The sequence below is a fragment of the Winogradskyella sp. R77965 genome (assembly GCF_044594915.1).
Taxonomy (GTDB): domain Bacteria; phylum Bacteroidota; class Bacteroidia; order Flavobacteriales; family Flavobacteriaceae; genus Winogradskyella.
The window spans coordinates 1,711,906-1,727,130 of the sequence record NZ_CP138990.1; the positions used below are offsets into that span (position 1 = coordinate 1,711,906).

The following is a 15,225-nucleotide window of genomic DNA, read 5'->3' on the forward strand; positions in this document are numbered from 1 at the left end:
TTAATTCTTTTTAAATGGTAATCCTAATTCTGTTAATAATGACTTTGCTTCTTTATCCGTATCCGCAGAAGTCACAAATGTGATATCCATACCAGATATTTTATTGATTTTATCAATATCTATTTCTGGAAAAATGATTTGTTCCGTAACACCTAAGTTATAATTTCCACGACCATCAAAACCAGTAGCTTTGATACCGTTAAAATCTCTAACTCGTGGTAAAGCTGAAGTCACTAAACGATCTAAGAACTCATACATTTGCTCACCTCTTAAAGTTACTTTGGCACCAATTGGCATACCCTTACGTAACTTAAATGAAGCAACATCTTTCTTAGACATTGTGTGTATAGCTTTCTGTCCAGATATTTTTGTAAGCTCTTCTATTGCGTGATCGATTAATTTCTTATCCGCAACAGCTGCACCAACACCTTTAGATATTACTATCTTTTTGAGTTTAGGCACTTGCATTACATTTTTATATCCAAATTCTTCTGTAAGAGCAGGAATTACTTTGTCCTTGTACTCTTGTTTTAATCTTGCAACGTAAGCCATAATTAAATTACTTCATTAGATTTTTTAGAAAATCTTACTTTATTATCGCCATCCATTCTATAACCTACTCTTGTCGCTTCTCCTTTTGAAGTTAGCAATGATAAGTTTGAAATATGAATTGATGCTTCTTTCTCTACAATTCCACCTTGTGGGCTCTGTGCACTTGGTTTTGTATGTTTCTTAACCATGTTCACGCCTTCTACGATGGCTTTGTTCTTATCTATTAATACCTTAAGTACTTTACCTTCAGATCCTTTATGATCTCCAGCAATTACTTTCACTGTATCTCCTGATTTTATTTTAAGCTTTGTCATCTTATTTATCAATTAAAGCACTTCTGGTGCTAATGATACAATTTTCATGAATTGTTTATCACGAAGTTCTCTAGCTACAGGACCAAAAACACGTGTTCCTCTCATTTCCCCAGTTGGGTTTAAAAGTACACATGCGTTGTCGTCAAATCTAATATAAGAGCCATCTGGGCGTCTTACTTCTTTAGCTGTACGTACAACAACTGCTGTAGAAACAGCACCTTTTTTGATACTTCCATTTGGAGTAGCGTCTTTAACAGACACAACAATTTTATCTCCTACAGAAGCGTACCTTCTTTTAGTTCCACCTAGTACACGGATAGTTAAAACTTCCTTTGCACCAGTGTTGTCAGCTACTTTTAATCTTGATTCTTGTTGTACCATAATTACTTCGCTCTTTCAATTATTTCTACTAATCTCCAACATTTAGATTTACTTAAAGGTCGTGTTTCCATGATCTTTACAGTATCCCCTTCGTTGCAGTCATTTGTCTCATCGTGTGCGACATATTTCTTAGTCTTTAACACGAATTTTCCATACATAGGATGTTTTACTTTTTTAACTTCAGCAACCACAATAGATTTCTCCATTTTGTTACTCGTTACTATCCCTATACGTTCTTTTCTTAAGTTTCTTTTTTCCATCTTTCAGCAGAATACAATTATTGTACTTCTCTATTAGTTAATTCTGTTGCCACTCTAGCTACTGTGCGACGTGCAACTCGTAACTGTATTGGATTTTCTAAAGGAGATATAGCGTGAGCCATTTTCAGGTCTGTATAACTCTTTTTAGTCTCACTAAGTTTCTCTTGTAACTCAGCTGTTGAAAGCTGTTTAATTTCTGATTGCTTCATAATATCTTTTTATTAAGCTTCGTAATCTCTAGCTATGATAAACTTAGTCTTCACTGGAAGTTTCTGTGCTGCTAAACGCAAGGCTTCTTGAGCTACGTCTAATGGCACTCCACCGATTTCAAATAACATACGTCCTGGCTTTACAACAGCTGCCCAATATTCAACGGCACCTTTACCTTTACCCATACGTACTTCAAGAGGTTTCTTTGTAATAGGCTTGTCTGGAAATATTTTAATCCATAACGATCCTTCTCTTTTCATGTAACGTGTAGCGGCAATACGTGCTGCTTCTATTTGACGTGCAGTTATAAAAGACGAGTCTAATGATTTAATACCGAAGGTACCATTTGATAACAAATGACCTCTTCCAGCATTTCCTTTCATACGACCTTTCTGCTGCTTACGAAATTTTGTTCTTTTAGGCTGTAACATTTTTTCTTTTCTTTAAAAAATTACTTTCTACGACGAGATTGGTTCTTATTTCCACCACGTCCACCTTTTCCTTTTTGCTTAGATAGACCAACTAATGGAGAAAGCTCTCTTTTTCCATATACTTCGCCTTTCATAATCCAAACTTTGATACCCAATCTACCATAAGTAGTATGCGCTTCAACTAGAGCGTAATCAATATCAGCTCTAAAAGTAGATAAAGGAATACGTCCTTCTTTATAGTGTTCAGAACGTGCCATTTCAGCACCATTCAAACGACCACTAATTTGAATTTTAATTCCTTCAGCATTCATACGCATAGCTGCAGCGATTGCCATTTTAATTGCACGTCTGTATGAAATTCGGCTTTCAATTTGACGAGCAACACTTGCTGCTACTAAATGTGCATCTAGTTCAGGTCTTTTAATCTCAAAGATGTTCAATTGAACCTCTTTACCAGTAATCTTTTTAAGCTCTTCTTTTAACTTATCTACCTCTTGACCACCTTTACCGATAATAATACCAGGTCTAGCAGTAGTGATAGTAACGGTTACAAGTTTAAGCGTACGCTCAATAATTACTCTACTTACACTAGCTTTAGATAGACGAGCATGAATATACTTTCTAATCTTATCGTCTTCGGCAAGTTTATCACCATAATCGTTTCCTCCGTACCAGTTAGATTCCCATCCTCTGATAATTCCTAAGCGATTTCCGATTGGATTTGTTTTTTGTCCCATATCTCTATCTTAGCTTTGTGTTTTATTTAATGCATCCACGACCACTGTTACGTGATTAGAACGCTTTCTAATTCTATGTGCTCTACCTTGAGGTGCTGGTCTTAAACGCTTTAACATTGTTCCGCCATCTACTCTAATCTCTTTAATAAATAGATTAGCTTCCTCTACATCAGCATCTTCATTTTTAGCTTGCCAGTTCGCAATTGCTGACATAACTAACTTCTCTAAACGACGCGACGCTTCCTTTTGGCTAAATCTAAGAATCATCAACGCTTTCTCAGCCTTTTCACCTCTAACTAAATCCGCTACTAAACGCATTTTTCTTGGCGATGTAGGACAGTTATTTAGCTTAGCAAAAGCAACCTGCTTCTTCTCAGCCTTAATAGCTTCCGCCATTTGTTTTTTACGACTTCCCATGATTCTTATTTTTTACCTTTATTCTTTGCACCTGCATGACCTCTAAAAGATCGCGTTGGTGAAAATTCTCCTAATTTGTGACCTACCATGTTTTCAGTTACGTAAACCGGAACAAATTGACGACCATTGTGAACTGCTATAGTCTGACCAACGAAATCTGGAGAAATCATTGATGCTCTAGACCAAGTTTTGATAACCGTCTTTTTGTTTGAAGCTACATTTTCAGCAACTTTCTTTTCTAATTTATAATGGATATAAGGTCCTTTTTTTAATGAACGTGCCATACTATCTTAATTATTTCTTTCTACGTTCTACAATATATTTATTACTCGCTTTCGTCTTAGAACGCGTTCTATAACCTTTAGCAGGAATACCGTTTCTAGATCTAGGATGACCACCTGCAGATTTTCCTTCACCACCACCCATTGGATGATCGACTGGATTCATTACTACTGGTCTTACTCTTGGACGTCTTCCTAACCATCTGCTTCTACCTGCTTTACCAGATACTAGCAATTGATGATCTGAATTTGATACAACTCCAATTGTTGCCAAGCAAGTCGACAAAATCATTCTAGTTTCACCTGAAGGAAGTTTAACTGTAGCAAACTTACCATCTCTTGCCATTAACTGAGCAAATGCACCAGCACTACGAGCCATAACAGCTCCTTGACCTGGACGTAACTCAATACAAGAAATAATTGTACCTAAAGGGATTTCACTAAGTGGCATTGCATTACCAATTTCTGGAGCAATACCTGTTTCACCAGACACTATTTTTTGCCCAACTTGCAAACCATTCTGAGCGATAACGTAACGTTTCTCACCATCTTGGTAATTAAGTAAAGCAATAAATGCTGTTCTGTTTGGATCGTATTCGATTGACTTAACTTCAGCTGGAATACCTGCTTTGTTACGTTTAAAATCGATAATACGATACCTTTTCTTATGACCTCCACCTAATTGGCGCATGGTCATTTTTCCTTGACTGTTTCTACCACCAGATCTTTTTTTCGGAGCAAGCAAGCTTTTCTCCGGCTTATCAGTAGTTATGGCGTCAAATCCATTTACTACTCTAAATCGCTGAGCCGATGTGATTGGTTTTAATTTTCTTACTGACATAAGTCTAATTACATGTTAGCGTATAAATCTATTGTTTCACCTTCCGCCAGTTGTACAATTGCCTTTTTAACAGCATTTGTTTTACCATGTTGAACACCCGTTTTTGTAAAACGAGTTCTTCTTTCTGGACGGACATTTATCGTACGAACTTTTTCAACAGAAACTCCATAAGCAGCTTCAACCGCTTTTTTGATTTCTACCTTGTTCGCCTTTGTATTCACTTCAAATGCATAAGCATTTAACAACTCACTCTGCATGGTTGCTTTTTCTGTGATTATAGGTTTTATTAAGATACTCATCTGTTTCTATTTACTTAAATTCGATTCAATTCCTTCTAAAGCACCTTCTAACAGAATAACTTTGTTAGCATTCATTATTTTATAAGTACTTAATTCTGAAGCTGTTACAACCTCAGACCCTTTAAAATTGCGTGATGACAAATATACATTATTATTTAAGCCACCCAACACAATAAGAGATTTTTTGTTTTCAACCTCTAAAGCCTTTAAAACATTGACAAAGTTTTTAGTTTTTGGAGCTTCAAAATTGAAGTCTTCCAATACCATTATTGACTTATCATTTGCCTTAATACTTAATGCAGATTTACGTGCTAATCGCTTTACGTTCTTGTTTAATTTAAAACCGTAATTTCTTGGTCTAGGACCAAACATACGACCACCACCTTTAAATACACCAGACTTAATTGAACCTGCACGTGCTGTACCAGTTCCTTTTTGTTTTTTAATCTTTCGTGTACTACCAGCAATCTCTGCTCTTTCTTTAGCCTTATGCGTTCCTTGTCTTTGGTTTGCTAAGTATTGCTTAACATCTAAATAGACAGCATGATTATTAGGCTCAATAGCGAATACGTCTTTAGAAAGCTCAGCTTTTCTACCCGTATCTTTTCCGTTTATATCTAAAACTGCTACTTTCATTACTTCTCAATAGTTACATAAGAATTCTTGTGACCAGGAACACATCCTTTTACAACAAGTAAGTTCTTTTCTGGAACTACTTTATAAACTCTTAAATTTTGAACTTTTACTGTTTCACCGCCCATTCTTCCGGCCATCTTCATTCCTTTGAATACTCTCGCAGGATAAGAAGCTGCACCAATAGAACCTGGTGCTCTTAAACGGTTGTGTTGACCATGTGTTGCTTGGCCTACACCACCGAAACCGTGACGTTTTACTACACCTTGAAAACCTTTACCTTTAGAAGTACCTGCGATATCCACAAATTCTCCTTCTGTAAATTGCTCAACGGTGATTGAATCACCTAATTTGTACTCCGCATCAAAACCTTTGAATTCAACGACTTTGCGTTTTACAGAAGTACCCGCTTTTTTAGCATGACCAATGTCAGCCTTAGTAGCGTTTTTTTCTGTCGCGTCATCGAAACCTAATTGAAGTGCATTATAACCATCCACTTCTTCAGTTCTGACTTGGGTAACGATACATGGTCCAGCTTCGATTACTGTACATGGAATATTCTTTCCATTTTCATCGAAGATGCTGGTCATACCGATTTTTTTTCCAATTAACCCAGACATATTTATTATTTATTAATTATTACTATTTGTTATTTAAAACTCAAGGCTGAAAAATACGTTTCAGCCTTGAATTGTATTTTTTACCGTCTTTCCTTCGCTCGCAGCTTAGGACATGTTAGTGTTCAATTACACCTTAATCTCAACTTCTACTCCACTTGGTAATTCAAGTTTCATTAAAGCATCAATTGTCTTAGAAGATGAAGAGTAAATATCTAATAATCTCTTGTAAGAGCTTAATTGAAATTGTTCTCTCGACTTCTTGTTAACGTGTGGTGAACGTAATACAGTGAAAATTTTCTTGTGTGTTGGTAATGGAATTGGACCCGTTACTACAGCACCTGTACTTTTTACTGTTTTTACAATCTTATCAGCAGACTTGTCAACTAAATTATGATCGTAAGACTTTAATTTTATTCTAATTTTCTGACTCATTTTCTTTTAGTTTTAAGCTTCTACGCCTTTTGCTGCTGCAATTACTTCCTCTGAAATATTCTTAGGAGTCTCAGCATAATGTGAAAATTCCATTGTTGATGTTGCTCTACCTGAAGATAATGTTCTCAATGTTGTTACATAACCAAACATTTCAGATAATGGCACAGTAGCTTTTACAGTTTTTGCACCAGCTCTATCTCCCATGTCACTTACTTGACCTCTTCTTCTATTTAAATCACCAACAATATCACCCATATTTTCTTCTGGTGTAATTACTTCCAATTTCATAATTGGCTCCATAATTACTGCTTTAGCAGCTTTAGCAGAATTTTTGAATCCTAACTTGGCAGCTAATTCGAATGATAATTGATCAGAATCCACATCGTGATAAGATCCATCCTTTAAAGTGACTTTCATAGAATCTACTTCGTATCCTGCAAGAGGACCGTTTTGCATAGCCATTTTAAATCCTTTTTCAATTGAAGGGATAAATTCTTTAGGAACATTACCACCTTTAATGGTAGACTCAAATTGTAATCCTACCTGACCTTCGTCAGCTGGCTCAATTGTAAATACAATATCAGCAAATTTACCACGACCACCAGATTGTTTTTTGTAAACTTCTCTATGATCAGCAGCTTGTGTGATAGCTTCTTTATACTCAACTTGTGGTTGACCTTGGTTAACCTCAACTTTAAATTCTCTTTTAAGACGATCTACAATTACATCTAAGTGTAACTCACCCATTCCAGAAATAATCGTCTGTCCTGAAGCTTCGTCTGAACGTACTGTAAACGTAGGATCTTCCTCAGCTAATTTAGCTAAGCCCATTCCTAATTTATCAACATCAGCTTTAGTCTTAGGCTCAACAGCGATACCAATTACTGGGTCAGGGAAATCCATAGATTCTAAAACGATAGGATGTTTTTCGGCTGTTAATGTATCTCCTGTTTTGATAGATTTAAATCCAACAGCAGCTCCAATATCACCAGCTTCGATAAAATCAATTGCATTTTGCTTGTTAGCATGCATTTGGTAGATACGAGATATACGTTCTTTTTTACCTGAACGGTTATTCAATACATAAGAACCTGCATCTAAACGACCAGAATAGGCGCGGAAAAATGCTAAACGACCTACAAAAGGATCAGTAGCAATTTTAAATGCTAAAGCAGCGAATGGCTCCTTTACATCTGGCTTACGAATTTCTTCTTGCTCAGTATCTGGATTCATACCAACGATACCTTCCTTATCTACTGGAGAAGGTAAGTAACGACATACAGCATCTAATAAGAATTGTACACCTTTATTTTTAAAAGCAGAACCACAAATCATAGGAATGATTGCCATATCCATTACAGCAGCTCTAAGCGCAGCATGCACTTCGTCTTCTGTAATTGAATCTTCATCTTCCATGAACTTTTCTAATAAGTTCTCATCGTAACTTGCTACTTCCTCAATTAATAAAGCTCTATATTTTCTAGCTTCTTCTTTAAGTTCTTCTGGAATTTCAATAACATCAAAAGTTGCCCCTTGAGTTTCATCATGCCATACAATAGCTCTATTCTTAACTAAATCTATAATACCTTTAAAATCTATTTCGTCACCAATGTTTAATACGATTGGCACTGCATTAGACTTTAACATGTCTTTTACTTGCTGACAAACACCTAAAAAGTTAGATCCTTGACGGTCCATTTTATTAACGAAACCGATACGTGGCACTTTATAGTTATCCGCTAGTCTCCAGTTAGTTTCAGATTGTGGCTCTACACCATCAACTGCACTAAATAAGAATACTAAACCATCAAGAACACGTAACGAACGATTTACCTCAACCGTAAAATCAACGTGACCTGGTGTGTCAATAATGTTAAAATGGTATCCTTTAGTATCTGGAGTTGGCTTTCCATTTTCAATTGGAAACTCCCATGTACAAGTTGTAGCAGCAGAAGTAATTGTAATACCTCTTTCTTGCTCTTGCTCCATCCAGTCCATTGTTGCAGCACCATCATGTACTTCACCAATTTTGTGAGAAACACCTGTATAATAAAGAATACGTTCTGTAGTAGTAGTTTTTCCTGCATCAATGTGAGCAGCAATACCTATATTTCTTGTGAATTTTAAATCTCTTGCCATTTCTTATTAAAATCTAAAGTGAGAGAATGCTTTGTTTGCTTCTGCCATTTTGTGAGTATCAACTCTTTTCTTAACGGCTGCACCTTCTTCTTTAGCAGCAGCTAATACTTCTGCAGCTAATCGTTGTGCCATAGATTTTTCATTTCTTTTACGAGAATAGCTAATTAACCATTTCATCGCAGTAGAAACTTTACGATCTGGACGAATTTGCATTGGAATTTGGAATGTTGCACCACCAACACGACGACTGCGTACTTCTACGTGAGGCATCACATTAGATAAAGCGTCTTTCCAAACCTCTAAAGCTGTTTTTTCTTCGTCGTTCTTTTTCTCTTCAACAATATCAATTGCATCATAGAATACTTTAAAAGCTACAGACTTCTTACCATCCCACATCATCATGTTAACAAAACGTGTTACTAACTGATCGTTAAATTTTGGATCTGGTAAAAGCGGTCTCTTTTTTGCTGCTCTTTTTCTCATGTCTTCTTCTTAAAGTTTTAAATTACTTTTTAGGGCGTTTTGCACCATACTTAGATCTACGTTGTGTGCGACCAGCAACACCTGCTGTATCTAATGCACCACGAACGATGTGATATCTAACTCCCGGCAAATCTTTTACCCTTCCACCTCTAACCAATACTATCGAGTGCTCTTGTAAATTGTGACCCTCTCCACCAATGTATGCATTAACCTCGTTTCCGTTTGTTAAACGAACCCTTGCCACCTTACGCATTGCTGAGTTAGGTTTTTTAGGTGTCGTTGTATAAACACGAGTACATACACCACGTCTCTGAGGACACGAATCTAAAGCAGCCGATTTACTCTTCTTGGTTATTTTGGCTCTTCCTTTTCGTACTAATTGTGAAATTGTTGGCATATATTTCTATATAAAATTTTATTAACCCTCACTTTTGAGGGCTGCAAAGGTAGGAATTAATATCAATTATTCAAATAGTTGAGAATTTATTTTTTAAAGAAATTTACAGTTTCATTTTACACATATATAATAAGGTCTATTTTTACGTTACATTATATCTATAGTTCCATTTTTCATTAATGACCACATTGCGTTTTTTTTCTTTATCTCTTTTACTATTAGTCTATTCTAATCAATTAATAGCGCAATCAATTAAATTAGAACTTAAAGCTGAAACTAAATCAAAAACAAAAACTATAGACTCTTTAGGTTATAAAAATAGTTTTGATAATTACAAAAATCTTGAAGTTGAATTAAAATCACTAAAAAAGAAACTAACAAGACGTGGCTATATTGATGCACTAATTGAAAGTATTAGCAAAAAAAATGATACTGTTTTTACAGCTCAAATTTTCCTTGGTCAAAGAGTAAATTCTATAAGGGTTTATTATGACTCAAATTTTAATACTGAATTTTTAAATCTAATTGACCATAAAGCTGGTAATCTTTTTTTTGAACTTGAAATAAATCAGCTTGAAAATTCTTTAAACAAATTAAACGCTATAATAGCAGAAGAAGGTGATCCGTTTTCTACCTTACAACTGATAAATATTTCGAAATTGAGTTTTGATTTAATTTCAGCAGAATTAAAAATCGTAAAAAACCAAAAACGACGTATCGATAAAATAATAGTTAAAGGCTACGAAAAATTTCCGCAATCTTTTATAAAAAGATTTCTAAAATTAAGAACCGAAAAATCTTTCAACTTAAATGACATTAAAGAAAAAGTTGAGTTATTAGAAGATTTACGTTTTGCCAGTAAAATTAAAGATCCAGAGGTTCTATTTACTAAAGATTCTACTGCACTCTATATATATGTAGAAAAAACTAGAACTAATAACTTTGATGGGTTTTTAGGTTTTGGAACTAATGAAAATACCAATAAGATTGAATTTGATGGTTACTTAGACTTAAGACTAATTAATAACCTCAATTATGGTGAAACTTTAAATCTATTTTATAAAAGCGATGAAATAGATCAGCAGACCTTTAGAGTGGATGCAGATTTACCATATTTATTTAGTTCACCTATTGGGCTTCAAGTTGGTCTCAAAATTTTTAGGAAAGATTCTACGTTTTTAAATGCAAATCAGTCTGCAAAGTTGAATTATCAGATTAATGCACAACATAGAATTGGCGTAGGAATAACTTCAACAAATTCAACAAATCTACTTGAAAACGATACTGCCGTTTTAAATGATTACAAGTCTAATTACTATACTTTAAATTACAATTTTAACAAACCTCAATTTTACGACCCCTTATTCCCAATTAATTTTTGGTTTGATATATCTTCTGGTTTTGGCAGTAGAGATAATAACTTTGGAAAACAAAACCAAAGTGTATTTAATTTAGACACATATAAAATATTTAACCTCAATAATAAGAATAGTATATATACTAGGCTAAATGGTGCAGTATTAACTTCGGATGATTACCTAGATAATGAGTTATTTCGTTTTGGTGGTATCAATTCTATTCGTGGATTTGAAGAGAATAGTTTAGTAGCCAACCTATTTGGTGTAATTAACACTGAATATCGTTATCGTTTAAGTAATACAATATATGTGCACTCAGTAATCGATGCTGCTTATTTTGAAAACCAATTAACTGATAGTAAGGAAAAGCTCTTTGGTTTTGGATTTGGATTAGGTTTGCTAACTAATGCTGGTTTATTTCGCTTAAATTATTCTAGTGGAAAGACAGAAAACAGACAATTTAAATTATCGGATTCTAAAGTTCATGTGAGTTTAACAGCTACTTTCTAAGAAACGTAAATTAACATGAGAAATTTGCGATGTTATAAAGAAGAATGACTTCTATGTTTAGAAATTACTTTTTACTCTATTACTTAGTATTCAAATTTAAATATTCACAAAAATACTTTTAGCACAACAGAAATTTCTCAAGGTTTTTTGAAATCATACAAAAAAACAGAAGATATTGTTTCGCAATATGTTAGTCCTGTAAGATTTTACAATTGCCCAATATTAACTCAAGAAGATGATTCCTCTAATTTTGCTAACGCTAAATTTAGAGATACTAAATATGAACCCGATTATGCTGCATTTTCAGGACGTGATTTAACACCGGGTAATCTAATAAAATTGAATCGGATTTAACACGTTGTAATAATTTAAGTATTTCAGGTTTTGATCAGATAGTCTTAGCATAAGAAGCTATTGCTAAAAAAGATAAAATTCGTATCAACTCAGATACTACAATACATAAAGTTGAAGATGACAAGGTTTGAGGAAGTAAGGTTGATGAAACCAACACAAATATCATCGATTTATCAGAAAGAGCAAACGGAAATACTTCTTTAAGATTCAATCAGAATATGGAATAATTAGTAAAAATTAACTTTTACAATTGTTCATCTTAAATTATTTTAGATCATAGCTTTTTTAGTTGGCTTTTCCTGAGGTATACTTATTAATCTTTATGAGCTCATCTGATACAGGTCAATAAATAATTCGTAATGAATTATTATTATTTATGATTTTATTATTGGAAAATTAACTTTTTATTAGCAATTTTGAGGAAATCTCAACTAATCACTAGAAATATGAAAACAAAATTTAAAGGAATTTTAACACTTTTATTAGTGTTCATTGTGCAGCTTACCTTTGCACAACAAAAAACAATTTCAGGTGTTGTATCTGATAATTCAGGACTTCCCTTGCCAGGTGTGAATGTAATAATTAAAGGCACAAATACAGGCACACAAACCGACTTTGATGGTAAATACTCATTACAAGCCAGCGTTGGTGATGTAATTGTTATCAGTTATTTGGGTTTAAAGACGCAAGAAATAACAGTTGGTAGTTCTAATACCATAAACGCAACAATGGAAGAAGACACCTCTAGTTTAGACGAGGTAGTCGTAGTTGCCTATGGTACGACCACTAAAGAGGCATTTACTGGTTCTGCTAGTGTCATCGGTGCAAAACAATTGGAAACTAGAAATGTTACTTCACCTATTGAAGGTATAGAAGGTAGAGCAACTGGTATACAATTTACTTCACCTCAAGGACCTGGAGATTCTCCAGGAGTTATTATTAGAGGTGTTGGAACTTTAAATGGTTCTACTGATCCGCTATATATTGTTGATGGAGTACAATATAATGCGCCGATCAATACGCTTAATCAGGAAGATATTGCTTCTTTTACTGTTCTTAAGGATGCCGCTTCAACATCATTATATGGTTCAAGAGCTGCAAATGGTGTCGTTATTATTACCACAAAAACAGGTAAGAAAAATGAATTAAAAGTTAGTGCAAGTGCTTCATCAGGTTTTGTGTCACGTGGAACTCCACTATACGATACAGTCGGACCAGGTCAGTATTATGAGTTGATGTGGGAGGCACTCAAGAATTCTAGCGCTGGAAATGGAGATCCACAGTTTGCTAGTGATAACATTTATAACCAATTGGGATACAATCCATTTAATGTGCCTAATGACCAAATTGTGGGTACGGATGGTAGACTTAATCCTAATGCCCAAGTCATTTATCAAAGTTTAGATTGGTTTGACGAATTAGAGCGTAATGCAACAAGAAATAATTACAATGTGAATGTTTCGGCTGGTGGTGAAGATCACTCTGTATTTTTCTCAGTATCTTATTTAGATGATGAAAGTTATATTATCACTTCTGATTTTGATCGTATAACCGCTAGATTAAATGGAGAATTTCAAGTTAGTAATCGCATTAAAATTGGTGGTAGTGTAAATATGGCGTTAACTAATGCCAATGCACCGAGCTCAGCAGGTTCTGGCAGTATTGTTAATCCATTTACCTTCGCTCAAAATATAGGCTCTATATATCCGGTATTTGTTAACGACCTACAAGGAAATATTGTTAGGGATGAGTTAGGAAACCGTGTATGGGACAATGGTGAAGGATTTTCTGATTTTAATATCGGGTCTCGACCTGTAAATCAAGGACGTCATGCCATACAAGAATTAGTTTTGAATAGAGAACTTACCCAAAATAACACATACGGATTTAGAATGTTTGGTGAACTAAGTATTATAGACGGTTTAACTTTTAGACTAAATTATGGTCGAGATATGACTGATTTCTTTTCAAGTGAATATGAGAATCCAATAATTGGTGACGCACAACCGGTAGGTAGATTGGACCAAAGACGTGCGAGAAGAGATACGGAAACCTTTACACAAACCTTGAGTTACATAAAGAATTTTGGTAGTCATAATATCGATCTTACTGGAGGCCATGAAAGCTATGAAACCGCAATTAGCGATTTAGATGGTCTAGCTACTATACAAGCCGCCAGTGGTATTTACGAATTTGCAAATTTTTCTAATATTGTAGATCTCGATGGTGCTACCTTCGATAGAGCTTTAGAAAGTTACTTTTTTAGAGCATTATACAATTTTGATAATAAATATTATTTAAACGGATCGGTTAGAACAGATGGGTCTTCGGTCTTCCAAACTGATGTAAGATGGGGAACATTTTATGCAGTTGGAGCGTCATGGCGTATAGACCAAGAAGAATTTATGCAGAACATTTCTTGGCTAGACCAATTAAAAATTAGAGCTTCTTATGGAGAAATAGGTAATGACCAATTAAACGATAGTTATTTATCTCAAGCAAGATTCAACATTACATCTAATGCTGCTAGTCCTGCGATTTTATTTACAGATATTGGAAATGCCGATCTTTTATGGGAAACTTCAGAAAGTTTTGATGTGGCCTTAGAGTTTGGATTATTTGATAATTTTATAGATGGATCTATAGAATACTACGAGAGAAACTCAACAGATCTTTTATACAATTTACCTATTGCACCAAGTAATGGATTAAACGTTGTACCCGTTAACGCTGGAGACTTAAAAAATACGGGGTGGGAATTCGGATTAACCGCGCATCTTTTGAATAAAAACGATTTTACTTGGGATCTTACATTACTCGGAACGCTTCAAAAGAATGAAATTACTAGCCTACCAGATCCCTTTATTAGTGGAAGTAAGCGTTGGGCAGAAGGTCGCTCTGCATTCGATTTCTTTTTATTTAGAACCGCTGGTGTAGATCCAGAAACTGGAGATCAATTATATTTTATGTACGAGTTTGATGAAAACAACGAAAGTGTGCCTGTTTTGGATGTGAATGGTAATCATGAGACAACAAATGATTGGACAGAAACGGAAAGAGCCTATACAGGAGATACTGCTGTACCAGACTTCTTAGGGTCTGTTGCCAACACAGTCAGCTATAAAAACTTTACTTTTGATTTCTTAATCACTTATGGTATTGGAGGTAGTTTCTTGGATAATGATTATGCAGGGATGATGCACAGCGGTAATTACGGAAGAGCATTTCACGTAGACGCCTTAAATGCTTGGAGAGAACCTGGAGATATTACCGATGTCCCTAGATTAGAAAACGGAAATGTTACACAAGTACAGACTCAATCCGACAGATTTATAACCGACGCTTCATTTTTCAATTTAAGGAATGCGAGTTTAAGCTATAGATTTGATAAAACACTTATTGATAATCTAGGATTAGATAACTTGACCATCAATTTAACTGGGGAAAATCTATTCTTTAAAAGTAAAAGAGACGGTTTAAACCCTCAAGGAAGTCGGTTTGGATTAAGTCAAGGTAATAATTTCGCCATAACGAGAATTATATCATTAGGATTAAATGTTTCATTTTAAAAAAATT

Annotated in this window: 20 protein-coding genes; 3 read left to right on the forward strand and 17 right to left on the reverse strand. The window is 34.7% G+C overall.

All coding sequences use genetic code 11. The features are described from left to right. From rplE to rpsL, 17 genes are all read right to left on the reverse strand, one after another. Complete coding sequence (gene rplE / locus SJY34_RS07690) at nt 1-552, reverse strand: 50S ribosomal protein L5 (RefSeq protein ID WP_400080894.1); 552 nt, start codon at nt 550-552, stop codon at nt 1-3. Nucleotides 553-554: 2 nt separating this feature from the next. Beyond that, nucleotides 555-866: a 50S ribosomal protein L24 gene (gene rplX / locus SJY34_RS07695; protein WP_400080896.1), complete on the reverse strand. Its 312-nt coding sequence runs from the start codon at nt 864-866 to the stop codon at nt 555-557. A gap of 12 nt (nt 867-878) precedes the next feature. Further along, a complete protein-coding gene (gene rplN, locus SJY34_RS07700) occupies nt 879-1,247 on the reverse strand; it encodes a 50S ribosomal protein L14 (RefSeq protein ID WP_299125488.1) in 369 nt (122 codons plus the stop codon). Nucleotides 1,248-1,249: 2 nt separating this feature from the next. After that, a complete protein-coding gene (rpsQ, locus tag SJY34_RS07705) occupies nt 1,250-1,507 on the reverse strand; it encodes a 30S ribosomal protein S17 (protein WP_092469501.1) in 258 nt (85 codons plus the stop codon). Nucleotides 1,508-1,524: 17 nt separating this feature from the next. Further along, nucleotides 1,525-1,716 carry a 50S ribosomal protein L29 gene (gene rpmC / locus SJY34_RS07710; RefSeq protein WP_045468987.1) on the reverse strand — a complete coding sequence of 64 codons (192 nt, stop codon included), beginning with the start codon at nt 1,714-1,716 and terminating at the stop codon, nt 1,525-1,527. 12 nt (nt 1,717-1,728) lie between these two features. After that, nucleotides 1,729-2,148 (reverse strand): 50S ribosomal protein L16, encoded by a 420-nt coding sequence (gene rplP, locus SJY34_RS07715; RefSeq protein ID WP_400080900.1) that lies wholly within the window; start codon nt 2,146-2,148, stop codon nt 1,729-1,731. 20 nt (nt 2,149-2,168) lie between these two features. Beyond that, the gene (gene rpsC, locus SJY34_RS07720) at nt 2,169-2,885 is read right to left on the reverse strand and encodes a 30S ribosomal protein S3 (protein ID WP_400080903.1); all 717 of its coding nucleotides are present in this window, start codon (nt 2,883-2,885) and stop codon (nt 2,169-2,171) included. Between the two features lie 9 nt (nt 2,886-2,894). Continuing rightward, nucleotides 2,895-3,302: a 50S ribosomal protein L22 gene (gene rplV / locus SJY34_RS07725; protein ID WP_400080906.1), complete on the reverse strand. Its 408-nt coding sequence runs from the start codon at nt 3,300-3,302 to the stop codon at nt 2,895-2,897. Between the two features lie 5 nt (nt 3,303-3,307). After that, nucleotides 3,308-3,586: a 30S ribosomal protein S19 gene (gene rpsS / locus SJY34_RS07730; RefSeq protein WP_008269180.1), complete on the reverse strand. Its 279-nt coding sequence runs from the start codon at nt 3,584-3,586 to the stop codon at nt 3,308-3,310. 10 nt (nt 3,587-3,596) lie between these two features. Further along, on the reverse strand, nt 3,597-4,424 hold the full coding sequence (rplB, locus tag SJY34_RS07735; protein WP_400080909.1) for a 50S ribosomal protein L2: 828 nt from the start codon (nt 4,422-4,424) through the stop codon (nt 3,597-3,599). 8 nt (nt 4,425-4,432) lie between these two features. After that, nucleotides 4,433-4,723 (reverse strand): 50S ribosomal protein L23, encoded by a 291-nt coding sequence (gene rplW, locus SJY34_RS07740; protein ID WP_008269182.1) that lies wholly within the window; start codon nt 4,721-4,723, stop codon nt 4,433-4,435. 6 nt (nt 4,724-4,729) lie between these two features. Then, on the reverse strand, nt 4,730-5,359 hold the full coding sequence (gene rplD / locus SJY34_RS07745) for a 50S ribosomal protein L4 (RefSeq protein ID WP_400080912.1): 630 nt from the start codon (nt 5,357-5,359) through the stop codon (nt 4,730-4,732). Further along, entirely contained in the window at nt 5,359-5,976 is a 618-nt protein-coding gene (rplC, locus tag SJY34_RS07750; protein WP_400080915.1) for a 50S ribosomal protein L3, read from the reverse strand. Before rplC ends, rplD begins: the two co-directional genes overlap by 1 nt. A gap of 126 nt (nt 5,977-6,102) precedes the next feature. Next, a complete protein-coding gene (rpsJ, locus tag SJY34_RS07755; RefSeq protein WP_007650482.1) occupies nt 6,103-6,408 on the reverse strand; it encodes a 30S ribosomal protein S10 in 306 nt (101 codons plus the stop codon). 12 nt (nt 6,409-6,420) lie between these two features. Beyond that, nucleotides 6,421-8,547: an elongation factor G gene (fusA, locus tag SJY34_RS07760; RefSeq protein ID WP_400080918.1), complete on the reverse strand. Its 2,127-nt coding sequence runs from the start codon at nt 8,545-8,547 to the stop codon at nt 6,421-6,423. Between the two features lie 6 nt (nt 8,548-8,553). After that, a complete protein-coding gene (gene rpsG / locus SJY34_RS07765; protein WP_186846742.1) occupies nt 8,554-9,030 on the reverse strand; it encodes a 30S ribosomal protein S7 in 477 nt (158 codons plus the stop codon). 22 nt (nt 9,031-9,052) lie between these two features. Continuing rightward, entirely contained in the window at nt 9,053-9,427 is a 375-nt protein-coding gene (rpsL, locus tag SJY34_RS07770) for a 30S ribosomal protein S12 (RefSeq protein ID WP_008269190.1), read from the reverse strand. A gap of 179 nt (nt 9,428-9,606) precedes the next feature. Between rpsL and SJY34_RS07775 the strand changes: the two genes are divergently transcribed. From SJY34_RS07775 to SJY34_RS07785, 3 genes are all read left to right on the forward strand, one after another. Further along, nucleotides 9,607-11,295: a POTRA domain-containing protein gene (locus SJY34_RS07775; RefSeq protein WP_400080923.1), complete on the forward strand. Its 1,689-nt coding sequence runs from the start codon at nt 9,607-9,609 to the stop codon at nt 11,293-11,295. A 147-nt stretch (nt 11,296-11,442) separates the two neighbouring features. Beyond that, the gene (locus SJY34_RS07780; protein ID WP_400080926.1) at nt 11,443-11,649 is read left to right on the forward strand and encodes a hypothetical protein; all 207 of its coding nucleotides are present in this window, start codon (nt 11,443-11,445) and stop codon (nt 11,647-11,649) included. Between the two features lie 446 nt (nt 11,650-12,095). Then, the gene (locus SJY34_RS07785; RefSeq protein WP_400080928.1) at nt 12,096-15,218 is read left to right on the forward strand and encodes a SusC/RagA family TonB-linked outer membrane protein; all 3,123 of its coding nucleotides are present in this window, start codon (nt 12,096-12,098) and stop codon (nt 15,216-15,218) included. Nucleotides 15,219-15,225: the final 7 nt, after the last annotated feature.